Raw genomic sequence first — 20,004 nt, 5'->3', positions numbered from 1 at the left:
CTCCCGTCTAGCCCGGCCTCAGCAGGCGCTCCTCGGTGGCGCTCTGTCCCGGAGACTCTTCGACAAGAACCTTGATGCTCCTCACGTTGGGCCGGTCGGAAAGATTCCTGACGATCTCGTCGGCGAGAACCCGGGCAAACTCCTCAACTGTCGTGTTCACCGCGGGAATCCAGACGACATCGGAGCTCGGAAACTCAAACTCCCGGCCATGCACCGCGATGCGCGTGGACTTTCCCTCGGAGACAACCTTTATCGCCGGATTTTGCGACGGCAGCAGCAGGCGATGGTCATAGGCGCTGCAGATCTTCTCCATCATCCGCCTGAGGTCCAGAAAATCAACGACGAGCCCGCGCTCGTCCTCCTCCCCCTCCACGGTGAGCCCCACCCGCCAGTTGTGTCCGTGAAGGAACTCGCACTTTTTGTGCCCGATGATGAAGTGGGCCGCGGAGAAGCCGATTCCCTCGGTCAGCTCTACCCGCATCAGAGAACCCCAATTAACTTGTGCAGCTGGGGTATTATGGCTATCTCCTTCACCCCTGCCCGGGACGCGGCCTGGGAAAGGCGGTACATCTGCGCCATGGTCGGGCTCCGCTTCACCTCCCGGGCGGGCGAGACCGGCTGGAGCACCAGCGGGATATCGCCCAGCTCGGCCAACCTCCGGCACGCCTTCGCAATCGTCCTCTCCGATGTGGCGGGAAGGACCACGATCTTGACGAAGGTCCGCACGCCTTTTTTAAGCGACAGCTCGATGCAGGAGAGCTCCTCCTCCAGCAGCCTAGGCCAGTTTTCAACCGGCACGGCATGGTGCTCGGGCAGCTTGATGTCCAGAGCCGCGATGTCGAGGCTGTCCACGACCTTTTTCATCACCTCGAGGCTGGCTCCGTTCGACTCCAGGTAAGTCGCCAACCCTGCTCGCCGGCAACCTCCAGCGATCTCGATGAGGAACTCGCCCGCCTGTAACGGCTCGCCACCGGTCAACGACACGCTGTGGATGTCCGGGGTCGCCAGGCGCTTGACGTGCTGGAGCACCTGTTCAACGCTCAGGGGATTTTTCACCCGTTTCATCTTCATCGACCCCGGCCTAGTTTCAACCTCACAGCTCGGCGGTGTAAACTTCCTGAAATCCGCGGAGTCGCAGTAGTTACAGTTAAGCGTGCATCCGGCAAAGCGGACGAAAACCTGCCTTCTGCCGACGTAAAGCCCCTCGCCCTGAATCGAGTTGAAGATCTGCCCGACGAAGCCATCGACCATTTTCTCCCCCATCATTTTGATTTCCGGTGAATTAAACATGATACAGTCAAAGACCTTCGCCATGAATCAAAACCTGAGACCTCCACACAAAGCAGACATTTGCTTCTCGTTGTATTTACCGCCCAGCGAGGCCGTTTTACCTCCCAATTAATGCCTAACACAAAATATAATTTGAATTAAGACAACATGGCACGAATTAGGGAAGTAATCGAACTGAACCCGTGGTGGAAGGGGAATTCAAGGTCGACTACAATCCGAAGGAAATTTACGGGCAAATAAAAAAGTTCATGCCGCTGCCCCCGATCTTGGCGCCCACTGGTCTACAAAGAGCGGGAAAGCTACGCTCATGCTCAAAATGGTGGAGGACGCCATCAGTGAGGGTACCGATCCCAAAAAATTCTCTACTTCGAATTCCGGAAAGTGGAATTGCGGGAAATCTGGCAGAATACGAAAACTGGTGGATAGAAACCTGAATGAGGGAAAATTCCTGATATTTCTCGACGAGGTACAGAAGGTCGCCGGTTGGGAGGACAAACTGAAAGCCATCTATGAGAAGCACAAGGGCCATCTCAAGAGATTAATCTCCGGCCCAGAATCATTGTTCATAAGGGAAAGGTCAAAGAAAACACTCGCGGGCAGTCTCTTTGAGTTCAGTGTTGAACCACTCTCCTTTAAGGAATATCTTGCCTTTAGGGGCGTTGATTTCAGACCAGTCATGCTTTATGAAAAGGAATTGTCGCGGTTATTCGATGAGTTCATCCTGACCCAAGGATTTCCCGAACTTGTGGGGATAAATGAAAAAACCGTGCTGCGGAAGTACCTGCGAGAAAGCATCGTGGAGAAGGTCGTCTTCGAAGATCTTGCCCTCCTGTTCGGAATAAGAGATCTCAGTCATGGAATCGCTGCTGAACATCATCATGGAGGAACCGGGGCAACTCATTGAGCTATCCGGTCTCGCCAGTGAGATGAAGACACCAAGACAGACCCTTTTCAACTATCTGAAATACCTTGAGGAGTCCTTTCTTCTGAGAAAACTCTACAACTGCCCCGCCAGTAAAAGAAAAATTAAACGAAAGCTGAAGAAATTTTACCCGACAATAATTTCTACGGACCTGGTCTTCAGCGATGACAGCACTTCAAAATCGACGGCATTTGAAGGAACCATCGCCAACCAATTGAAAGCGGGGTTCTTTTGGTGAGACCCCTACAAGAACGGGGTTGACGTGGTGCTGACCAACGGCAAACCCACACCAATCGAGATAAAGCTCAAGAAGCCGGACTACGGCGGACTATTGACCTTCATGGAAAGGTTCGGAGTCAGAAAGGGAAATATCACCACACATGATGCGGAGGAAACTAATAATGTCGCCAGCAAGACCATTTCTGTGGTTCCGGCGTTCAAATTCATGGCGAGGGAAATTAGGGAGCTTGAAAAAGGAGTGGAGCCGCCGGTGGGAATTGAACCCACGACCTATCGCTTACAAGGCGATCGCTCTGCCGGCTGAGCTACGGCGGCCCCGACAACCTGTAAATCTCCAAGAAAAAATACATTGCTAAAACTTAAGGCAAATTAACGCCCAGACACGCCTCTGAGGATATCCTCGATCGCCGCCCGCTGATCCTGGGCACAGACAATCCCTGAAGCCAGCAGCACTCCCTCAGCCCCCAGCTCCAGAGCTCTCGCCACGTCCTCGCCCTTGGTTATGCCCGCACCGCAAAGTACCTTTACCCCAGAGTTAACTTCCTTCACCGCCCTCACGGATTTAGCCACCACCTCCGGCTTGGCCTTGGAAACCGAAATACCCGTCCCAATCAGCTCTGGAGGCTCAACCGCAATCATCTCCGGACCCAGCCCAGCTATCTCCCGGCTCTCCTCGATGTCGGCGGCGCAGGCGACCGTAGACAACCCGACCTCCCTTGCTCTCTCAATAACTCCAGCAATCCGATCGATGGGGATTTTGTGCTCCGCATGGTTAACCAAAGTGCCCACGGCTCCGGCCGCCCTCACCGACTCGGGGGTTATCCACCCTGTGTTTTTTCCCGGCTTGACCGGATCCACGTGCTGGGCGAGGACCGGCACTTCCACTCTGCAGGCAATCCGGTAGATGTCTACAACCTGCGGCGCCACGGCCACCGCAACCCCGTGTTCCTTCCCGGCCTCGAAAATCAGACGGGCTAGCTTGACGGCGCCTTCCCCGGTGGTCTCAGGATAGGTCTTGAAGTTCACGATGACGATCGGGGTCTCCAGCATCCTCACACTGCGACCTTCTGAAGCAGAGTTAATAAATTTATTTGGAAAAACTCCAATCTACAAAACATGTCCTGGTTGATGATCGCCGTCTTTCTGATGTCCATGGCGATGGGTGGCTCAGCCATCGCCCTCCCGCTTTACGCCAGCAGCCTCGGCGCCAGCTACACCGAAATCGGGATGCTGGGCGTCGCCTACGTGGTCCTCGGGTTGATCTTTTCGCTGCCAGCGGGTCGAGCCAGCGACAACTACAGAAAGAAGAAATTCATCTTCTTCGGCTTCCTCAGCACCGCGATTGTGATGACCCTCTATGCCCTCGCCCCGTCCATCCCCTGGCTGCTGGCGCTCAGGCTCCTCCAAGGCCTAACCGAAACCGTCCTCTGGATAAATGTCCAGGTGGCCATCATCAACAGCTCAAGACCCGAAGCCCGGGGGAGGGCGATGGGGTCCTATGGGAGATGGTGGGGTTTCGGTGTCGCCCTAGGTCCGATAATCGGTGGCTTCTGCTACTCCATTGCGGGAGCCCAGATGACCTTTATCCTCTGGGGGATGGTAGCACTGGCCTCCGCCGCGGTGGCGACCAAGATCCCTGAAATCGAGCCCCAGCCCGCCACGGAGAAACCCAACCTATCCAAAATACTGGCCCTCTGCTTCGCTGGCCTCATATACGTAGGCACGATAGCGATAATCAACACCATCGTCCCCGTCTACGCGACGGCGGCTCTCGGGATGTCGGCATTCGACGTCGGATTACTGATCACTCTTTTTGTCCTGGTCCGGGCCGTGATCTTCACCCCCTTCGGCGCACTCTCTGACAGGGTGGGCCACCGCCCGGCCATCTTAGTGGGGCTGTTCGGTGTCTCCCTCACCTTCTTTCTCCTCTACCTGGCCTCCGACGCCATCCTGCTGACCGTACTTCTAATCCCGCTCGCAGTGGCGGAGGGTCTGTTGTACCCCTCGGTTTTAAGTGCCTTTTCAAAATCCGGCGGCGGGGCGGGCTACCTGATGGGCATCTTCAACCTAGTGACCTCAATCGGCTGGGGGGTTTTCCCGGGCTTGGGCGGCGCCATCGCCGACTCCTTTGGCCCGACCTCAGCATTCCTGATCTCAGGTTTGATAGGCCTAGCCGCGGTGGCAATTCTGTGGAAAAAGCTGCCAAAGGAATGAGAAATTAATTTAGACCAAGCCCTTGAGCTTCCAGAGCAGCTTCGGGTGCGACTTTATCAACACCTTCAGCATGTCGGTCAGGCTGATCCTCTCGAAGTCCACCTTGGACAGCGTCTCCGCCAGCTGGTCGAGGTCCCGATCGCTCAGGCTCAGCAGCACATTCTTTGCCTTCAAATACCTCTCGTGTGACTTGCCCATCTTCTCCCGCCAGCGCCTCTCGTACTCCTTCAGCCTCTTCTCCGAAACGTCATCCTCACTGACCGCACGGGCCACCACCTCGCCGGCAATCTGTCCCGCGCGCATGGCGGAGTCAATGCCTCCACCGGTGAGGGCGTTGACCTGGCGGGCGGCATCACCCACGAGGACTACATTGCCCTTCACCGTCTCTTTAAGCGGTCCGCTGACGGGAATCCCACCCGCGTTTATCTCGACCACCTTGCCCTTCGCCAGCGCTGGATTATGCGCCACAAAATCGCGCAAATAGTCAATCGCCCTGCGCTCGGCGCGGCTGCCCAGCACGCCCAGGCCAACGTTGGCCAAGTGCTCCCCCTTGGGGAAGACCCAGGCATAACCACCCGGAGCTATCTGGCTGCTGAGGTAAAACTCCAGCATCGTCGGCGCCTCAAAATCGACCCCCACCATCTGGAACTGGACGCCGCTCTCAAAATCATCCAGCTTTATCGCCGTGTTCATCCCCGCCCAGCGAGCCACGCGGGAACCAACGCCGTCGGCAGCTATCACCACCTTGGCCTCAACCTCAAGGCCACCCTCGACCCCCCGGGCCCTGACGCCGCGAACCTCGCCGTCCTTCATCATCAACCCGTAGACGTAGGTCCCGACCCTGACGTCGGCGCCGGCCTCAGCGGCCCTGACCGCCAGATATTTGTCAAAGACCTTGCGGTTCAGGATGTAGCCGACCTTGCCCGTCACCCGGCGCTCGGAGATGCGAACGGCGATGCCTGAAGGCGAGACTATTTTCACCGCGTTGGTGGGGTTCACCGCCCAGCTCGGGTCGGGCTTAATCCCCATCTCATTGAGAACATCCTCAGAAAGGGCCTCACCGCACTGGACGGGCACACCGATCTCCCGGCGGCGGTCGAGCATCAGGACGCTGGCCCCGCCCTTCGCTGCCGCGTATGCCGCCACCGACCCCGCCGGACCGGCTCCAACGACGACCACATCATAGCTTTCTCGCAACCTTAATCGCCCCCATGGGACAGACCCGCTCGCAGATGCCGCAATCGGTGCACCTCTCGTTCGGCCCTACGCTGCCGTCGGTGGCCTCGATGGCGTCAAAGGGACAGACGCCCACGCAGCCACCGCAGCGGACACACAGGTTCTGGTCCACCTTCATATTCCAAACTCCGTTAGCTTTCTCTGCGGCTTCGGCGGCCTCCTGTTCACCCCGACACCTATCTCAAGGTGGCCATAGCGCCCGCCTCCGCCCGGAATCACCCTTAATGTTCCTGTCCTGAACGCCTTTATAACTTCTACTATTTCCGGGCTCGTGACCTCCAGGAGCAGCTCGGGAACGGCATCAACCAGCACCGAAATCTCGTCACCGAAGCTCGTCACCAGCTTCTCCCACTCGGCCTTGACGCCGGGAGAGTGAGGGTCCTCTCCGGTGGCCAGCCCGATGACCTCGGCCAGCGGTGCTATCCTCAGGTAACCCGGGCGGTGGAGAGGATGCCTTGGCTCAGGATAGTCCGCGAGCTCGTTCACCCGGTCCATGACTCCCTTCTTGATCCAGCCGCGGCAATCATCGCATCTCCACTTCAACCTGACCGCCTCCTCCATCGTGAACTGCTTGAAGCAGCGGGAACAGGCGGTGACGTGGTACTTGCCCAGGCGGGGGTCAAAGCCGACGTTGAGCAGCACGCGCCTACCATCCTCCCGCCTGATCGCCTTGACAACCTCAGCATAGGTCGGCTCGGCCAGCCCCAGGCGGTTGAACTCCCGACCCAGCTTCTCCGGCCACGGCGAGTGGGCATCGCTGTTGGAGAGAAAGGTGAGGTCAGCGAGCTCGGCAATCCGGTCCGCCATGTCGCTGTCCGCGCTCAGCCCCAGCTCGACAAAGCTGACCGCGCTGAGCCGGTCACCGTAGCAGTCGCGGAGGCTGTCGAACTCCTTGTAAACGCTGGTCCAAGGCGTAAAGGCGTGGGCCGGACCGATCAGGCAGTCCTGCGCGACCACAACCTCGGCAAGCTCCTGGCCGCTCAGCTCGACGCGGGGCCGGCCATCGCTACCGATGTCCTGGGAATGCTTGGCCAGCTCCTCGCGAACGCTCTCGGCCGTGGCGAATGAGGGCAAGATGATGAGGTGGTGCACCCGGTTCCTGTCCTCGACCTCGACCGTCAGGATAAACCTCGTCCCATGGCGCCGGTGCTCAAAAGTCCCCTCGGCCACCTCGACCAGCTCCTCCTTCAGGCTGCGAAACCAAGAGGGGTGAAAGACGTCACCGGTTCCGACGAAGGTCAGCCCCTTGAGCCTGGCCTGCGCCGCTATCGTCTCCACGTCCATCTGACTGGAGGTGGCGCCGGAATATTTCGAGTGGATGTGAAAATCCGCGGCATAGCTCCTGAGTTCAGCCAAGCCATCACCTCGCTGCTCCCGGGTCTAAAAACAAAAAGAACGAACGCGGGGCAAAGGGATCAACCGATGTACCAGGACTCTTCCTCCTCACGTTTCTTCATCATCTCCTCGCGGCTCATGAGCTCCCGCTGGACCCGCTCGATCATCTGCTCCGTCTCCCTCGCCCGCTGCTGCAGGTTCTCCAGGCTGATGTTAAGCCCCAGCACCTTCAGCACCACCTGGAGGACCGCCTGCGCCGCGCGGTGGTCCACGAGCATACCGTGCGTCTCCCCCAAGAGGCTGATACCCGGCATCCGGCGCAGCTTTCCCAGCCCGACGAGCAGCCCCACCGCCCCGACGATCGGGCCACTCCGCTTCTCTATGGAAACGCCGAGGGGGCCGAGATCCCGGAGCATCTCAAGATCACCGATGGCCACCACCTTGGGCTGCGCCCTTGAGAACTTCCCGGTCGCGAATCCGCCTAGCGTGAACATCTGTCTGACTCCCAGATCCTCAGCAAAGTCCAGCACCTTCTCCACAATCTCATAATGCCCCTCCGGGGTCACCGACTGCGCGTCGCCGGTCCAGATCACCAGGCTCCTCCCATCCACCCTGGCCCAGTAAAATTCATTTCTGGGGAGCCGGATCAGACCGCCTTCCTCGACCACGGCTTGGTGCGGAAAATGCGGCGAGTAAAGCTCGGCGAACTTCTTGGCCTTAATCTCAGCCACCAAATGCTCCGCCGCCAGCTTCCCCACATAACCCATCCCTGGAAGTCCGCCGATCAACACTGGCTGAGCCAGCCGCGGCCTGCTCAGGACCTCAATCACCGTCTCCTTCACGGAACCCCCGCCTGCTTCTTCAATAACCTCCGGTACTTACCGTAGGGATCCTGAGGTGAAAACCTAGGTGGGTGGGGTGAGACCGTCTGCCCGCCGCAGCTGGGACAGATGTCCTTCAGGGTGTAGATTCCACATGACTTGCACTTTTTCATCCTCATTCAACCCGCCCTCTGGAACTCCCCCTTGCCACCGGCCTTGGTCACTGCCTCGATCATCAGCTCAACGGCCCGCTGCATCGCATTTTCGGCGGCCTTGTAGGAAGGAGCCGTCACCTCAATCCGATACCTGGGCGCGCCGACGTAGTAGATTTCCACGTTAACATCCTCATCCCTAACGGCATCTCGGGCGGTTATCATCGCCGATTTTATTATCTCCACGCCGTTGGGGGCTGTGGAACTCAGGATCACGTTCCCGGCAACCTTGTATGATGGGGCCTGAATCGAGTCCTTGGCGAGTTCGGTGATGACCTTCGCCCAGCTCTCATCAATGATTCCAGAGAAGCTGTTGCTGTCCCTGACCGCCGCCTCCATTGCGGAATACAGATCTCCAAACTTTTCCTGCAGTTTAAACCCGACCTCCTCGTAGGCCTGGTCCAACGTCTTGCCCAGCTTGCTCGCGGCCAGCTCCAGCAGCTTCTCGGCCCTCTGGTTGAGCTTCACCCGCTGCGCCTTCCACCTGCGCTCGCCGTCCTTGACCCGCCGGATGGAGAGGTCGATATGCTGCCTCACCGGATCGACCGCGAGGACCTTGCAGACCACCTTTTGATTCTCGCGAACGTGGTCCCGGATGTTCTTGATCCAGCCTGAGGCGACCTCGGAGATATGGACCATCCCCTCCTTGCCACCGTACTCGTCCAGAGTCACGAAGGCCCCCTGCGGGAAGACCTTCTTCACCGTGCACATGACCAGCTCCTCCACCGAGGGCCATTCAGACCGGTACCTGACCATAATCAGACCCTACTCCACGGCACCTACGACCGTCGCCTTGATCTCGGCCTTTCCGCCCCGGGGGACCGCAAGAGTGTTGCTGCAGACGTGGCACCTGACGGTGGTGCTGGCGTGGCTGAAGATCACCTGCTCATTGCCGCATTCATTGCAGCGGACCGCTAAGAACTTGGAGCGTCTTTTTTCGGCCAAGCTATCCCTCCTCAAACTTCACCCCTTTGCTCCGGAAGCCCTTGTAGGGGTGCGATTTCTTGCATTCGGTGCACTTCAGCATCAAGACCACCTTTTTGGAAGTCTTGGAGAACTTCTTCTGCTCGGAACGGGGCTGGCTGCCATAGCCCGCGGTCACCCGGGCGAACTGGCGCTGCCCCCAGCTCAGCTTCCTCGCCGCTCGTTTCTTCAGCTGGCTGACGTTGTGCTCGGTGTGCTTTTTACAAGAAGGACAGTAAGTCCTGATTTTCTTGGGTATTATCATCTCTTTTCCCCCGCAAACATCCGCACTTCTTCCCAAAAAGGATATCGGCGCTAAGCTTTTACCGTTATCCTCCTCGCTAGGCCGTGTTTAACCATGATCTCTGCATTCAGCGCCGGCAGGCTGGCGATCTCCCCTTTGGTGAAGGGCCCGTATGTTCTCAGGTCAGCGCCCACAATCCTTTCCCGGAAGTCAGCCAGCAAGATGCAAAGCGTGTTCGTGATCCGCTGCGGCGCGGTGACCTCAACCTTGCCGGAGATGGCAGGCTGAACCATCTCGGCGTAAAGCCTCTCCAGTGTCCGCCTGATCTCACCGAAGGCATCGCGCTCGCGCTCGATCAGCGGTGCGGGTGCCTCGCCGCGAGCGATGGCCGCCATGGCCTTGACCAAGCGGGTGAAGTGAATCTCCTCGACCATGAAAACGACGCTGCGCAGCTCCCCGCGAAGCAGCTCCTTTCTCACGGCGTCCGCGCGGCTGAGCTCGGCGTTCAGGCTGGAGATGTGCCTGCCAACGCTCTGGTAAAAGTCGTCGGAGATCTCCGCCAGCTCGCGCGAGGACTTCTCCTCCCGGTAAGCCTTCACCAGCTCTTCCAAGGAGAAGTTGATCATCCGGATGCCTCCCTCAGAAACTTAGGGACCGCCTCCTCCAGCCGGAACCGATCAATGTCCCGAACCACCATGCACTTCATGCTCACCCCTGAGTGCAGGCTCGAGGGCAGCCGTAGGATTCTCTTGGTGTCAATCGTGACCTTTCCGTCGGTGAAACTAGAGTTCAGCTTGGTCAGAAATTCCAGAAGATTCCGAAGGGTCTTGGGGCCGAGCCCCTCAAAGCTGGAGAGTTCATCCAGCCTGCCTCTCCTGATCATCGCGAGGGCGCGATCCTTCTCCAGGATGAGCCGCTGGGCAAGCGATTTTTTCACCCCCTTCACCTGGAGGAGGTCCTCCAGTTTCAGGGAGCTGAAGGTCCTCTCCAGCCTCTCGCGAAAGACCTTAGAGTAGCCCAGCGCCATGGTGAAGTCGGACGGGAGCACCCCTCCCGTCACGTAGTCCACAATCTGCGCCCGCTCATTTCCCTCCAGCGGCATCACCGACTCATCGTTGACCCGAACGTGGAAGCCCCGCCCCGAATACACGAAATTTATCTTCCGTAGCCCCAGGTCCCCTGCCAGGACCGCGGCAAACTGCTTGGCCACCTGCCTCGCTTCATCTAGGCACCTCTCGCAGACGCTGCCCGGCGGACACCCGCAGGGTTTGATCGGCAGGTCCTTGGCGTCGATGTCCAGCGCCAGCTCGGCCCCCAGCCAGCCCTCTCGTGCCGAGGGCCTCCCATAGAGCGCCACGCTGGCGTATGCGGAGTAGGGCGCCCGGCTCCTCAGGAAATCGCCCAGCTGGTCGACCGTTAAAAACTGGTTGTAGCGGTTGTTGGGCCCTCGGCCGTCCAAGTCGAAACCGAACTCCCTCATCGAAATGGTGTGGAGGATGAAATCAGGCACCTCCCGCCTGTCCCACTCCTCCTGGTAAAACCTCCGCCGCTCCTCAGGAGTTGCCTCGCGCATCATCATCCCGGACACCTCATCCCCCTCTCGACCCCTCATACTTCTTCCTAAAGTAGTAGGTCAGCGGGTTCTTCACCTTGCGGCAGAACTCGTCGGGCCGGCAGAGGGAGGGCGCCGACATCTGGATCTTGGAACAGTTGGGCGGCCGGTACCACTTCGACCTCCCCGAGTCAGCTAGGGTGGGCTCGGTCGTCATCCCGAACCCCATGTGGTAGAAAATGCCCGCCCTTTCCTGCGGCTGATCCTTGAAGAGGGGAGGGTTGCACCTCTCCGCCGCCTCAATCAGAAGCGGGGCGATCTCGTCACGGACAACGGAAATATCCTTGATGAAATCCGCCATCCGCGTGGCCACCTTACCCGATGGCGCCACCCGGGCATAGGAAAGAAAAGGCGTCAGCATCATCATGATGGCGTAGTTCCTCAGTCCGGACCCGACGCCGTTCAGCGCCAGCTTCATGCAGGGAGGGAAGAACTCGGGCTGAAGCCTGCCCGCGGGCCCCCGGGTGAACCCCTCGCGGAGAACCACCTCCCGGGGCACCAGCGCGGAGATCCGCTCACCCACGCGGGCGAGAACTCCCGACGGCTGTGCCCCCGACTCGAGGATTCTCTCATAGACCGATTGCACGTATTCCTCCAGCCTCACGCTGATGAAGTTGGCGTAGAGGTCCCACAGATCCCGGGGGGTGATCACCGCCCAGCCGCCAACTAGATAGAGCTTGGTCAACTCCTTCCGCCGGTGCCGGAGCAGCGGGGCGAGGTCGGTCCACCTCACCGCATATCTCGGCAGATACTGGGGGAGAATTCTGTCATCGACCGTCTCCAGTCCATCCTCCGCCAGTCTCAGGTCACGAATTTTGTAGAAATCTTCGCGGGGTACGGTGAAATCACCCGCCCTGATGTTTTCCCCCACCTCGAGATCCACCAAGTTTATCGAGCGCTTGACGGCCTTCAGGCAGGGGTCCACCTGGCCCCTCTTGAAGAGATCGTACATCCGGTATCTGAGCGTATTCTGGGTCGCCTCGCTAATCAGGCGGACCTCGGGCGAGCCAGGAAAGGAAACCGCGGCCACCGCCTGACACATGAGGTAAAAGGAGAGGACCTCCGCCCGGATGCTGTCCAGTTTCGGCTCGACCAGCATCTCCTTGGTCGTCCACTTCACCCGCCTGACGGCCCTTTCCGCTATCTCCGGCGGCAGCGCCTCCAGCGGCGGTGATGTCTCCACGATCCGCTTAGCCTCTTCCGCAAATGGATCCAGCACGGCCAAATATTCCGGAGCGATCAAGTCCAGCCCCAACAACCAGCTTTGAGGCTAACTTCAGCATCCTCGGATTTAACTTTTCAGGTTCATTCGGCCTCAACGCGTGGGGCCAGCAAAAACCTGAGCTTCCCCACGCCGGCGGCTATGGGGTAGTCAAGCTGAATCGGCAGGTTGGTCCCCAGGCTGATCTTGATGACCTCGGCGGAACCGGCTGCCTTGGTCATGTCGGTGAGGTATTTTATGCTGAACATGGCCCTGGCCCGCTCCTTGACGCTGAGCTTGAGCAGCCCCTTGTCGCCCTTGCCGAGCTTGAGCTCAGTTGACCCCCGGTCCCCCTCGGCGGTGATAAAGAATCCTTCCTCGTTTATCTCAAACCTCACGTTGTCGCTGATCAGCTCGGCGTCCTTGAGCCCATCCTGGATAATCCCGGCGAGGATCTCGGCCGAGGCGGTGAACGGTATTTTCGGCTCCTGCAGCTCGGCCTCCCGGACGTCGATGAGCGGCAGGCTCAGCCGCCTGGTCGAGGCACCCCTGAAGGCGACGGCCAGACGGTTCGTCTTCTCATCCAGTTCTAGGACCAGCTCGTCGTCCGCCTTGGCCCGGGAAAGTATCTTGTCCATCTCGGTCAGATTTATCCCCAGCGTCACCGGCTGCTTGACCGCATACTCGGAAAAGGCAGCGGCGGGCAGCTCAAAATCAACCAGCGCCACATGGGAGGGGTCCATCGCCTTCATCCTGACGCCATCGGGGGCAAACTTGAAAGCCGCCTCCTCGATCAGGTTAACCATGGCCCCAACACAGGTCTTCCAGACCTTGGGATCGGACATCTTAGCGCTGACCATGCACTACCTCCCCAGCTCACGTTCCAGCCTTTCCGCCTCCTGTCTAACTTCTCTGTAAAGATTTAAATCCAGTTTGTCCACCCTTTGAACGATGTCCGCGTGCAGCTCCTTGGCTCCGGAGACCAGCAGCGGCGAGCCGAAGACCCTGACCTTGGCGCCGATCTCGATGCCACTGGCAACGGCGGGATCGTCAAAGATCACCGTGAGAAGTCCGGAACCGTCATCCAGGGTGAACTCCGAATCCCTCTTGTCCACCACCAGCCCGACGACCCTAACCCTCTCATCACCTATCCTGATATCAGAGATCTTCCTCGGCCTGGCGGGCATCCTCCGCTGGTGAATCTCTTCCATACTAAACCACTAGGCGTATTCCCTCCACACTTTTCCACACTTCGTACAACGGTAAAAGCGTGTCGTCGGTTCATCCGCGGAACGCGTCTGCCTCATCCACCAGTAGGCACGGTCGTTCCCGCAGCCGGGACAACGGACCTTGGCCGTGGGCAGGCCCGTCTTGGCCTCCTCCTCCACGACCACGACGTCTTCTGATGCCGCGGTTTTTTTGACCACGGAATAACCCTCAACCTTCTCCTCCCTGACAACGTGGCCGCAGGAACTGCAGACCAAGACCACCTGCTCCTTCTCCTTCTTGGGCAGCAGCAGCCGTCCGCATTTGGGACAAAATTGCATAGAGCTCACTTGAACCCAGCGTCTTTTAAAATTTGCGCATGGTCGAACGCCAGCTCCTCCCAGGGGATTTTCCTGAAGACGCCAACATCCTTAGCATCGCTGCCCGACCTGAGCCTCCCTCCCGCCCTCTTGGCCAGAAAACAGATGCTCACCGTGTGGCCGCGGGGGTCCCGGTCGGGGTCCGAGTAAACGCCGAGCAGCCGCAGTAATTTCACCCGAAGCCCAGTCTCCTCCCAGGCCTCCCTCACCGCAGCCGCCTCGACCCTTTCCCCGTACTCCACAAAGCCTCCGGGGAGGGCCCATTTATCCTTAAAAGGTTCGTTTTTTCTCCTCACCAAGACAACGCCACCCCGGAACTTTATCACCACATCCACGGTCAAGGCCGGACCCGTCATCTTCTCACTGCCCCTGGAACCATAACGAGATGTAGCCCAGCTTGGGGATAACGAAGATCACCTTGCCCAAGATTTGCTCAGGGCGGTTGGCCACCTCAACGGGCAAGGGCCGGCTGTTGGCATCACCCTTGGTCGTGAACCTAGGCGATCCGTTTTCATACCAGATCTCAACGACCCGATGCACCAGCGGTATCACACCACTGCCCTGATCCAGGACGACGACATCGCCCACCTTTATTTCCGAGAAGGAGCTGACGCCCTGGATGATCAACAGGTCCCCCCGCTCAAAGCCGCCTTGAATCGGAAACTGAGAGGTATCAATGCCCCGCTCGAGGTAGTACTGGCGCCAGGAATAGTCGTCCTCATGCTTCATGCTCTGGGAGGTAACCCCCCTCCAGAAAGAATCCGTTCGGAAGATTAGGATCATGGCCCCGGTGAAGGCAAAATAAAGGATGCCCAGCATCAGCAGGAACTCAACGGTCCCATTAACCGCGGGGCGCCTCAAAAAATTCCGCAACGAGGATTTGGCCCTCTTGAAAAAGCGACGTGTTTTCCTAGACCCGGCCATAGCTCTCACCGCGAACGATTGCCGTGGCTATGAGGTGAGCCACCCGTAGCGGTTCCGGAACCAGGCTGCGGGTCGAGCTCAACCTCACGATCCTTTCGGCATCCTCCCGCTTAATCCCAACCGGTTGTATGTATATCGACCTGCCTTGGCTCTTCGTCGCCACCGGATAAATCCTGCCCGTCGCCTTGATGATCCTCCACCTCTCCCTCCACCGCGGAAGATGCCTCAACGCCTTGCGGATATCCGCCATCACCGGGACTTCCCGGGAGATTACCACCACGGGCAAACTGGTTTTCCTGAAGACCCGCCTCACGTCCAGCACGTTGAACCCAGCAAAGGTTACGCCGTCGACCATCAGGACCCTGAGCTGGCCCAGATGGCGGCTGCGAACCAGCATCTCAATCAAACGGTCGGTGACATCCATCCCGTCTTTCTCGATCTCGGTGACCATAACGCCGTCGAGCCAGCGCCCTCCCCGGAAGACGACGCCCACCAGCGGGACCTTGCCCTGGTGGTCCGCCTCAAAAGGTCCGTCGTCAACGCCCAATATCCTGATCTCCGGCTTTATCTGCCAAAATTTAACCGTGCGCAAAGCCAGCCCTAAGGAAACATCGGCATTATTTCTTAAGCTCTTTCTGGAGCTGCTTCTTCAGATCCTCCAGCTGCTCGACTAAACGATCTGCCGCCCCCATCAGCACCTTCTCGGGCGATCTACCACCCTTGACCTTGAGGTAAAACTTGGGCGGTTCGGTCAGGGGGTGCTCGATCGTGTAGACCGCGGAAACCACGTCGTCGTCCTTCATCAGCTCCGCCCGCAGCAGGTTGCAAAAGGTGTGATCCTCGCCGATTATCTTTATCAGGATGCTGTCCTCCCCCTTCTCGACCAACTCAAGCTCCATCCGCACACCCAGACTACCTGTAATCCCTTTTATTTAGCCTTTGTGAAATCTTTAATTTTTTCCTTCAGCTCCTTGATCTCCTCGCCGGTCCCGTGGAGGACGATCCTGACCATCCCGGGCCGAGAAACCGCCTCCAGGTCAGCCGCCAGCGTCCCGAGCTTCTTCATGAGGTCCAGCATCTCAGCCGTGTCCTTGACGGGCACGTTAAGAACCCGCTTCGTCCTCGCCATCACAGCACTCCTTTACGGTAGTCGTTGGCCATTTTTCTGGTCTCAACGTTGCCGCAGGACTCACACACCAGTTTCTTGCCCTGGCGGGTCAGTGGAGTCCGGCATCTCGAGCAGAAGGCAACGATGACGCCGAGGTCCTCGCCGACCGTGGACAGCTGCACGGGTTCCCGGTTGGCATTGATGACCTTGGCCCGCACGATGTCGCCGACCCGAAACTCCCGGCTCAGGTCCTTGACGTAACCGGTATCCGTCTGTGAAATGTGAATCGATCCCACATTTGGGGGCGGCAGGGCTCGATCCTCCCTGCCCCGCAGACGACTGATGACCACGGTGGCGTTCTGGTCCCTGACTTCATCAATTCTGCCCACGATGATGTCGCCTCTCTTCAAGGTAGGCACTCCGGCCGTCTTCGAGAACACGGAGATGTGCTTCGTCCTCGCGTCAACCAAGACCACGCCCGTGTTGGCGGCATATATCTTACCGTTCTCCTCATAAGCGCCGTTTCCGGGGACGAACTCCTCTGCCGTAGCCAAGAGGTCTCCCGGAACGACAAAGTCTCCAGTGCTTACTTCAGGCATGATATCCCACCAACAATATATTGCTCCCCTTAAACGATTTATCCTCTGTCCTCCAAGGACACCTCATCCAACTGATAGGGCTCGATTGGTGCCTTGCCCAGCATGACCAAAACCTCAAACGGTGTCAACACCGGTCGCTCAAAGCGCTCCGCATCGTCTATCGGGATGCGCGGACAGGCGACGCAGACCAAGGCGTCGAAGTTAAAGTTTTCCACGGCTTCCGGGGAGACATCGTCGACCGCCAAGAGGTGGGCCTGCCTCCCCTCCTGTCTCAGCAGTTTAACGATGTTTCTGCCGAGATTGAAACGGGATTGGCCTTTCTTGGTGCTCACGATGACGCCGAAACTTTTACCCAGAGCCGCCCGGGCCACCACAGCCTTTCTCCATTTGAGGAACTCCTCCTGCCGCGGCGAAAAAACCTTGAAGCCTCCTGAAACCGGATTGACCGCGACAACTTTCTTACCCGTAGCTAGGGCCACGCCCAGCGGATGAAAATCACCGGTGCCGATGTAAACGAAGCCATCGACCACCGGGGCCAGGGCCTTGGCACAGCCCACATCACAGCCCAGAATCTGGCCGCGGTATCTTGTCCTGGATGACGGCCCGCCCAGCACCACCTCAATCCCCTGAGCACTGAGAAACCTGACCACCTCCTCTAGCTGCCCCACATGCTGCACCGTGGCAACCAAGCCGGCCCGCTTGAAATCAAGCGCGGGAAGGGCCTGCCTGAGGGAGTCAACCAAGTCAACTTTGATTCGGGCTTCCACGAAAAGAGTGGGCAGCGCTGACCCGAGCCCCATGTCGGCATGTCCATAGTGGACCAGCACCTCGCAGCCCAGTTTTCTGGCAGTATCATCCGCCAGATCACAGGCGCCATAGCAGGTGCCAGCTAAAACCACCATTTCTACGCCGAGCTCGTCAAAGGGCCTTCTAATCCCAGGCAAAAAACGGGCGAGACCTGCCGGTAGCTGCACAGCCGCTCTTTTGGCCCCGGTTCTCCGCAAAAATTCCCGGACCCGCTCTTCCTCAAAATCGTACATCCCAAACGCCAAAAATTTCTCTTACAAGAAAACAATGTTCGTGACGCTTAAAAAGGAAATTGGAACTCAGGTGGTGGCGACGGCAAGTGTTTTAAAGGGAGAATGAGGTTCTATTTCAATCGAAAAAACTGGGTTAAAAACATGCCCCGGTCACTAGGTAGTTGGTTAAGCGACATAATTTCTCCCCGGCAGGTCAACGAGCTGACCACTTTCCAGGAAATCAAGGTCGTCAGGGGGAGCTCGCTCTGTTTGCTTTGCAAGGGAGGCCGAAGGCTCTGCGGAAAAATTAGCTGCCCGATAATCGCCAAGGCCCAGTCCTTGGCAAAAACCACTCTGCGCATCACCTCTCCGCACATCCAGGGATCCACCCCGCCAGGAGTCTTCGTCGGGCGCCTCGGCTACCCCAAGGTCTTCATCGGGCCGATGGTGCCGCCGTTTACGGGGGACACCGAGATACTGGACACGCCGGAGCTCTGGATGGGAAAAGGGATTCAGGAAATAATCGACTACCGGTTCTCACTGATCCGGGGCAAGGCGGTGGCCCACATCAGCGAGGCAAGTACCGGCACGCGGCTTCTGGACTCGCTTCAGGAGCTGGCGCTGGGAAGAAGCCCCGTGGAAGCAGAGGTGGTCCTAGCAAAGATCCCACAGGGGGTGCTCACGCTCGGAAGCGACATTCAACCCTTTGGTCCTTCCGCCCCGCTCAGATCCTTCAACGCCTCCAACGTCTCGGTCGATCGCCGGCTGGAGCGGGCCTTTTACGACCGGGACCTCAGGGCCAGCGAGGCGGTGGTGGAACTCTACGACAACGGGGTTTACGTCACCAGAATCCAGCGGGCGTTCAGCCTCGGGATGTTCGGCTTAGGGAAAAACAGGAAACTCGTGCCCACGCGCTGGAGCATCACCGCTGTGGACTCAATCGTCTCCCAAGAGCTCATCAACCGGATAAAGGAGAACGACACCATCGATGAGTATCGGGTCTACTCATTCAGCTATCTGGACAGCCGCTACGTCGCCATTCTGATGCCGGAGAAATGGAGCTTTGAGTGGATCGAGGCCTGGTTCCCTGGGACGACCTGGAATCCGGACCGGGGCAGTCCCGAACCGGCGATGATGGGTGATTTTGAGAGCTATTGGGGCCGAAACATCTACCCGGATGTCGGCGGCTGCTACTACTCCTGCAGGCTTGCGGTTGCGGAGAAGCTGTGCCAAGAAAAGAGACAGGCGGCGGCGCTGGTGCTCAGGGAGATCCATCCGGGCTACATCCTGCCGGTGGGCGTCTGGAACGTGAGGGAGTCGATCAGGCAAATGCTGAAGGGCGAGCCCGAGAAGTTCGACAACTTCACCGCGGCACTGAACAGCGCCATGGCCAAGCTCACTATCCCGCTAAAGAACTGGATCCGGAACAGTCAGCTCCTGAGGCAATCCTTATATCAGAAAAAAATAACGGAGTTCGTTTGATGAGTGTGGAATACATCTTCACCAGCTGCCTAACTGCGCTCTCACCCAGCAGGCTGCCCGGGCTCAACTACTCCCTGAACCCCTACACGGGATGCGAGCACGGCTGCGCCTATTGCTACAGCCCCTCGGTGTTTAAGGACCAGTCAATTGCTGAAAGCTGGGGAAAGGTCGTCAGGATAAAAAGGAACATTGTGGAAACGCTGATGCAGGAGGTGCACCGCAAAGATCGCGGCGTGGTCGGGCTGAGCACGGTGACCGACCCCTACCAACCCGTCGAGAAGAACCTAGAGCTGACTAGAAAATGCATCGAGGTTCTGCTAGAGCACGATTTTCCAGTATCGATCCAGACCAAATCGGACCTAGTCCTGCGCGACTCCGATTTAATTGTGCCAAAGAAATTCGACGTCGGCGTGACCATCACCACGATAGATCCAGAACTGGCGCGTCTGCTGGAGCCCAAGGCCTCACCGCCCGACGCGCGCGCTCAGGTGCTGGAGGAGTTCTCTGGCCGCGGAGTTGACACCTGGATATTTCTGGGTCCGATAATTCCTGAAATAAACGATGATGAAGAAAATCTCAGAAAAATCGTTGAAATCGCAGCAAAAACCAAAAGCAAAGTACTATACGATAAGCTCAACCTGAAGCCGTGGGTGATGGAACGGCTGGAGCCGGTTCTGGAAAGCCTGAAACCGGGGCTGGCTGGGAGGATACCGCCAACAATCTCTCATGGGCACGATTATCAAAAAATAATCTCTTCAAAAATAATCCCTCTTTGTCGGGAACTGGGGATAAAGTGCGAAGCGGCTTTTGCCAGTGGAGCCGCCGGTGGGGATTGAACCCACGACCTATCGCTTACGAGGCGATCGCTCTACCGGCTGAGCTACGGCGGCTCAAATATGTCTTTCTTCACCAACAAAAAACTGTTTTGCCGAGTGAAATTGCCTAGTTGCCTCGCTTATTAAAAAAATTACGCCAAACGCTTAATAGAAACCAGAG

At 58.2% G+C, this 20,004-nt stretch carries 29 protein-coding genes and 2 tRNA genes; 5 read left to right on the top strand and 26 right to left on the bottom strand.

What is annotated here, in order from left to right:
• Positions 1–7: 7 nt before the first annotated feature.
• Together ACP5PX_RS02440 and ACP5PX_RS02435 are read right to left on the bottom strand one after the other, a co-directional pair.
• Positions 8–481 carry a 6-pyruvoyl trahydropterin synthase family protein gene (locus ACP5PX_RS02440; protein ID WP_428083619.1) on the bottom strand — a complete coding sequence of 158 codons (474 nt, stop codon included), beginning with the start codon at positions 479–481 and terminating at the stop codon, positions 8–10.
• Positions 481–1,314, bottom strand: coding sequence for a 7-carboxy-7-deazaguanine synthase QueE (locus tag ACP5PX_RS02435; protein WP_428083617.1), 834 nt, complete (start codon positions 1,312–1,314; stop codon positions 481–483). Before ACP5PX_RS02435 ends, ACP5PX_RS02440 begins: the two co-directional genes overlap by 1 nt.
• A gap of 172 nt (positions 1,315–1,486) precedes the next feature.
• Between ACP5PX_RS02435 and ACP5PX_RS02430 the strand changes: the two genes are divergently transcribed.
• Positions 1,487–2,194 carry an AAA family ATPase gene (locus tag ACP5PX_RS02430; protein ID WP_428083645.1) on the top strand — a complete coding sequence of 236 codons (708 nt, stop codon included), beginning with the start codon at positions 1,487–1,489 and terminating at the stop codon, positions 2,192–2,194.
• Positions 2,145–2,450 (top strand): hypothetical protein, encoded by a 306-nt coding sequence (locus tag ACP5PX_RS02425; protein ID WP_428083615.1) that lies wholly within the window; start codon positions 2,145–2,147, stop codon positions 2,448–2,450. Before ACP5PX_RS02430 ends, ACP5PX_RS02425 begins: the two co-directional genes overlap by 50 nt.
• Positions 2,451–2,691: 241 nt before the next feature.
• On the opposite strand, the gene ACP5PX_RS02420 is transcribed toward ACP5PX_RS02425, so the two are convergent.
• A tRNA-Thr gene (locus tag ACP5PX_RS02420) sits at positions 2,692–2,767 on the bottom strand.
• A 54-nt stretch (positions 2,768–2,821) separates the two neighbouring features.
• Positions 2,822–3,502 (bottom strand): triose-phosphate isomerase, encoded by a 681-nt coding sequence (gene tpiA / locus ACP5PX_RS02415; protein WP_428083614.1) that lies wholly within the window; start codon positions 3,500–3,502, stop codon positions 2,822–2,824.
• A 66-nt stretch (positions 3,503–3,568) separates the two neighbouring features.
• Between tpiA and ACP5PX_RS02410 the strand changes: the two genes are divergently transcribed.
• Positions 3,569–4,666 carry an MFS transporter gene (locus tag ACP5PX_RS02410; RefSeq protein WP_428083612.1) on the top strand — a complete coding sequence of 366 codons (1,098 nt, stop codon included), beginning with the start codon at positions 3,569–3,571 and terminating at the stop codon, positions 4,664–4,666.
• Between the two features lie 9 nt (positions 4,667–4,675).
• On the opposite strand, the gene ACP5PX_RS02405 is transcribed toward ACP5PX_RS02410, so the two are convergent.
• From ACP5PX_RS02405 to dph2, 21 genes are read right to left on the bottom strand one after another with little or no spacing between them, the layout of a single operon-like run.
• The gene (locus ACP5PX_RS02405; protein WP_428083610.1) at positions 4,676–5,863 is read right to left on the bottom strand and encodes a geranylgeranyl reductase family protein; all 1,188 of its coding nucleotides are present in this window, start codon (positions 5,861–5,863) and stop codon (positions 4,676–4,678) included.
• Positions 5,847–6,020, bottom strand: coding sequence for a DUF362 domain-containing protein (locus ACP5PX_RS02400; RefSeq protein ID WP_428083608.1), 174 nt, complete (start codon positions 6,018–6,020; stop codon positions 5,847–5,849). The genes ACP5PX_RS02405 and ACP5PX_RS02400 overlap by 17 nt, the downstream gene beginning before the upstream one ends.
• Positions 6,017–7,258 carry a TIGR00375 family protein gene (locus ACP5PX_RS02395; protein ID WP_428083606.1) on the bottom strand — a complete coding sequence of 414 codons (1,242 nt, stop codon included), beginning with the start codon at positions 7,256–7,258 and terminating at the stop codon, positions 6,017–6,019. The genes ACP5PX_RS02400 and ACP5PX_RS02395 overlap by 4 nt, the downstream gene beginning before the upstream one ends.
• A 59-nt stretch (positions 7,259–7,317) precedes the next feature.
• Positions 7,318–8,079: a proteasome assembly chaperone family protein gene (locus tag ACP5PX_RS02390; RefSeq protein ID WP_428083604.1), complete on the bottom strand. Its 762-nt coding sequence runs from the start codon at positions 8,077–8,079 to the stop codon at positions 7,318–7,320.
• Complete coding sequence (locus tag ACP5PX_RS02385) at positions 8,076–8,237, bottom strand: RNA-protein complex protein Nop10 (protein WP_428083602.1); 162 nt, start codon at positions 8,235–8,237, stop codon at positions 8,076–8,078. Before ACP5PX_RS02385 ends, ACP5PX_RS02390 begins: the two co-directional genes overlap by 4 nt.
• Positions 8,238–9,026: a translation initiation factor IF-2 subunit alpha gene (locus ACP5PX_RS02380; protein WP_428083600.1), complete on the bottom strand. Its 789-nt coding sequence runs from the start codon at positions 9,024–9,026 to the stop codon at positions 8,238–8,240.
• A gap of 9 nt (positions 9,027–9,035) precedes the next feature.
• Positions 9,036–9,230 (bottom strand): 30S ribosomal protein S27e, encoded by a 195-nt coding sequence (locus ACP5PX_RS02375; protein ID WP_428083598.1) that lies wholly within the window; start codon positions 9,228–9,230, stop codon positions 9,036–9,038.
• On the bottom strand, positions 9,217–9,498 hold the full coding sequence (locus ACP5PX_RS02370; RefSeq protein ID WP_428083596.1) for a 50S ribosomal protein L44e: 282 nt from the start codon (positions 9,496–9,498) through the stop codon (positions 9,217–9,219). Before ACP5PX_RS02370 ends, ACP5PX_RS02375 begins: the two co-directional genes overlap by 14 nt.
• A gap of 50 nt (positions 9,499–9,548) precedes the next feature.
• A complete protein-coding gene (locus ACP5PX_RS02365; RefSeq protein ID WP_428083594.1) occupies positions 9,549–10,103 on the bottom strand; it encodes a hypothetical protein in 555 nt (184 codons plus the stop codon).
• Positions 10,100–11,056, bottom strand: a complete 957-nt coding sequence (priS, locus tag ACP5PX_RS02360) for a DNA primase catalytic subunit PriS (RefSeq protein ID WP_428083592.1) — start codon at positions 11,054–11,056, stop codon at positions 10,100–10,102. The genes ACP5PX_RS02365 and priS overlap by 4 nt, the downstream gene beginning before the upstream one ends.
• 10 nt (positions 11,057–11,066) lie before the next feature.
• Entirely contained in the window at positions 11,067–12,344 is a 1,278-nt protein-coding gene (locus ACP5PX_RS02355) for a hypothetical protein (protein ID WP_428083590.1), read from the bottom strand.
• A 50-nt stretch (positions 12,345–12,394) separates the two neighbouring features.
• The gene (gene pcn / locus ACP5PX_RS02350; protein ID WP_428083588.1) at positions 12,395–13,150 is read right to left on the bottom strand and encodes a proliferating cell nuclear antigen (pcna); all 756 of its coding nucleotides are present in this window, start codon (positions 13,148–13,150) and stop codon (positions 12,395–12,397) included.
• Between the two features lie 3 nt (positions 13,151–13,153).
• On the bottom strand, positions 13,154–13,501 hold the full coding sequence (locus ACP5PX_RS02345; protein WP_428083586.1) for a hypothetical protein: 348 nt from the start codon (positions 13,499–13,501) through the stop codon (positions 13,154–13,156).
• Positions 13,502–13,510: 9 nt separating this feature from the next.
• Positions 13,511–13,837 (bottom strand): transcription factor S, encoded by a 327-nt coding sequence (locus ACP5PX_RS02340; protein WP_428083584.1) that lies wholly within the window; start codon positions 13,835–13,837, stop codon positions 13,511–13,513.
• Between the two features lie 5 nt (positions 13,838–13,842).
• The gene (locus ACP5PX_RS02335) at positions 13,843–14,232 is read right to left on the bottom strand and encodes an NUDIX domain-containing protein (RefSeq protein WP_428083583.1); all 390 of its coding nucleotides are present in this window, start codon (positions 14,230–14,232) and stop codon (positions 13,843–13,845) included.
• Positions 14,233–14,236: 4 nt separating this feature from the next.
• Positions 14,237–14,800, bottom strand: coding sequence for a signal peptidase I (locus tag ACP5PX_RS02330; protein ID WP_428083582.1), 564 nt, complete (start codon positions 14,798–14,800; stop codon positions 14,237–14,239).
• Positions 14,787–15,392, bottom strand: a complete 606-nt coding sequence (locus ACP5PX_RS02325; protein WP_428083580.1) for a DUF99 family protein — start codon at positions 15,390–15,392, stop codon at positions 14,787–14,789. The genes ACP5PX_RS02330 and ACP5PX_RS02325 overlap by 14 nt, the downstream gene beginning before the upstream one ends.
• Positions 15,393–15,417: 25 nt before the next feature.
• Complete coding sequence (locus ACP5PX_RS02320) at positions 15,418–15,699, bottom strand: DNA-directed RNA polymerase subunit L (RefSeq protein ID WP_428083578.1); 282 nt, start codon at positions 15,697–15,699, stop codon at positions 15,418–15,420.
• Positions 15,700–15,728: 29 nt separating this feature from the next.
• Positions 15,729–15,929 (bottom strand): hypothetical protein, encoded by a 201-nt coding sequence (locus ACP5PX_RS02315; RefSeq protein ID WP_428083576.1) that lies wholly within the window; start codon positions 15,927–15,929, stop codon positions 15,729–15,731.
• A complete protein-coding gene (locus ACP5PX_RS02310) occupies positions 15,929–16,507 on the bottom strand; it encodes an exosome complex RNA-binding protein Csl4 (protein ID WP_428083574.1) in 579 nt (192 codons plus the stop codon). The genes ACP5PX_RS02315 and ACP5PX_RS02310 overlap by 1 nt, the downstream gene beginning before the upstream one ends.
• Positions 16,508–16,545: 38 nt before the next feature.
• Positions 16,546–17,547, bottom strand: coding sequence for a diphthamide biosynthesis enzyme Dph2 (gene dph2 / locus ACP5PX_RS02305; RefSeq protein ID WP_428083572.1), 1,002 nt, complete (start codon positions 17,545–17,547; stop codon positions 16,546–16,548).
• 141 nt (positions 17,548–17,688) lie between these two features.
• Here dph2 and ACP5PX_RS02300 point away from each other — a divergent pair, with 141 nt between their 5' ends.
• Together ACP5PX_RS02300 and ACP5PX_RS02295 are read left to right on the top strand one after the other, a co-directional pair.
• A complete protein-coding gene (locus ACP5PX_RS02300; RefSeq protein WP_428083570.1) occupies positions 17,689–19,008 on the top strand; it encodes an Nre family DNA repair protein in 1,320 nt (439 codons plus the stop codon).
• Positions 19,008–19,844 carry an SPL family radical SAM protein gene (locus tag ACP5PX_RS02295; protein ID WP_428083568.1) on the top strand — a complete coding sequence of 279 codons (837 nt, stop codon included), beginning with the start codon at positions 19,008–19,010 and terminating at the stop codon, positions 19,842–19,844. Before ACP5PX_RS02300 ends, ACP5PX_RS02295 begins: the two co-directional genes overlap by 1 nt.
• Here ACP5PX_RS02295 and ACP5PX_RS02290 read toward each other — a convergent pair.
• Positions 19,823–19,898 (bottom strand) — tRNA-Thr (locus ACP5PX_RS02290). The two genes, ACP5PX_RS02295 and ACP5PX_RS02290, sit on opposite strands and share 22 nt — an antisense overlap.
• Positions 19,899–20,004 lie beyond the last annotated feature (106 nt).

The organism is Hadarchaeum sp. (SeqCode), assembly GCF_049969415.1.
Classification (GTDB): Archaea; Hadarchaeota; Hadarchaeia; order Hadarchaeales; family Hadarchaeaceae; genus Hadarchaeum.
Note: the sequence above shows the minus strand (reverse complement) of the source record. Positions and strands in the feature narration are given on the sequence as shown.

Coding starts and splice junctions, on each gene's coding strand:
- ACP5PX_RS02380 (WP_428083600.1), bottom strand. CDS start 9,026: ATGGTCAGGTACCGGTCTGAATGGCCCTCGGTGGAGGAGCTGGTCATG.
- priS (WP_428083592.1), bottom strand. CDS start 11,056: ATGATGATGCGCGAGGCAACTCCTGAGGAGCGGCGGAGGTTTTACCAG.
- ACP5PX_RS02300 (WP_428083570.1), top strand. CDS start 17,689: ATGCCCCGGTCACTAGGTAGTTGGTTAAGCGACATAATTTCTCCCCGG.
- ACP5PX_RS02335 (WP_428083583.1), bottom strand. CDS start 14,232: ATGACGGGTCCGGCCTTGACCGTGGATGTGGTGATAAAGTTCCGGGGT.
- dph2 (WP_428083572.1), bottom strand. CDS start 17,547: ATGTACGATTTTGAGGAAGAGCGGGTCCGGGAATTTTTGCGGAGAACC.
- ACP5PX_RS02365 (WP_428083594.1), bottom strand. CDS start 10,103: ATGATCAACTTCTCCTTGGAAGAGCTGGTGAAGGCTTACCGGGAGGAG.
- tpiA (WP_428083614.1), bottom strand. CDS start 3,502: ATGCTGGAGACCCCGATCGTCATCGTGAACTTCAAGACCTATCCTGAG.
- pcn (WP_428083588.1), bottom strand. CDS start 13,150: ATGGTCAGCGCTAAGATGTCCGATCCCAAGGTCTGGAAGACCTGTGTT.
- ACP5PX_RS02310 (WP_428083574.1), bottom strand. CDS start 16,507: ATGCCTGAAGTAAGCACTGGAGACTTTGTCGTTCCGGGAGACCTCTTG.
- ACP5PX_RS02345 (WP_428083586.1), bottom strand. CDS start 13,501: ATGGAAGAGATTCACCAGCGGAGGATGCCCGCCAGGCCGAGGAAGATC.
- ACP5PX_RS02295 (WP_428083568.1), top strand. CDS start 19,008: ATGAGTGTGGAATACATCTTCACCAGCTGCCTAACTGCGCTCTCACCC.
- ACP5PX_RS02320 (WP_428083578.1), bottom strand. CDS start 15,699: ATGGAGCTTGAGTTGGTCGAGAAGGGGGAGGACAGCATCCTGATAAAG.
- ACP5PX_RS02400 (WP_428083608.1), bottom strand. CDS start 6,020: ATGAAGGTGGACCAGAACCTGTGTGTCCGCTGCGGTGGCTGCGTGGGC.
- ACP5PX_RS02410 (WP_428083612.1), top strand. CDS start 3,569: ATGTCCTGGTTGATGATCGCCGTCTTTCTGATGTCCATGGCGATGGGT.
- ACP5PX_RS02370 (WP_428083596.1), bottom strand. CDS start 9,498: ATGATAATACCCAAGAAAATCAGGACTTACTGTCCTTCTTGTAAAAAG.
- ACP5PX_RS02440 (WP_428083619.1), bottom strand. CDS start 481: ATGCGGGTAGAGCTGACCGAGGGAATCGGCTTCTCCGCGGCCCACTTC.
- ACP5PX_RS02315 (WP_428083576.1), bottom strand. CDS start 15,929: ATGGCGAGGACGAAGCGGGTTCTTAACGTGCCCGTCAAGGACACGGCT.
- ACP5PX_RS02385 (WP_428083602.1), bottom strand. CDS start 8,237: ATGAGGATGAAAAAGTGCAAGTCATGTGGAATCTACACCCTGAAGGAC.
- ACP5PX_RS02435 (WP_428083617.1), bottom strand. CDS start 1,314: ATGGCGAAGGTCTTTGACTGTATCATGTTTAATTCACCGGAAATCAAA.
- ACP5PX_RS02340 (WP_428083584.1), bottom strand. CDS start 13,837: ATGCAATTTTGTCCCAAATGCGGACGGCTGCTGCTGCCCAAGAAGGAG.
- ACP5PX_RS02425 (WP_428083615.1), top strand. CDS start 2,145: ATGGAATCGCTGCTGAACATCATCATGGAGGAACCGGGGCAACTCATT.
- ACP5PX_RS02330 (WP_428083582.1), bottom strand. CDS start 14,800: ATGGCCGGGTCTAGGAAAACACGTCGCTTTTTCAAGAGGGCCAAATCC.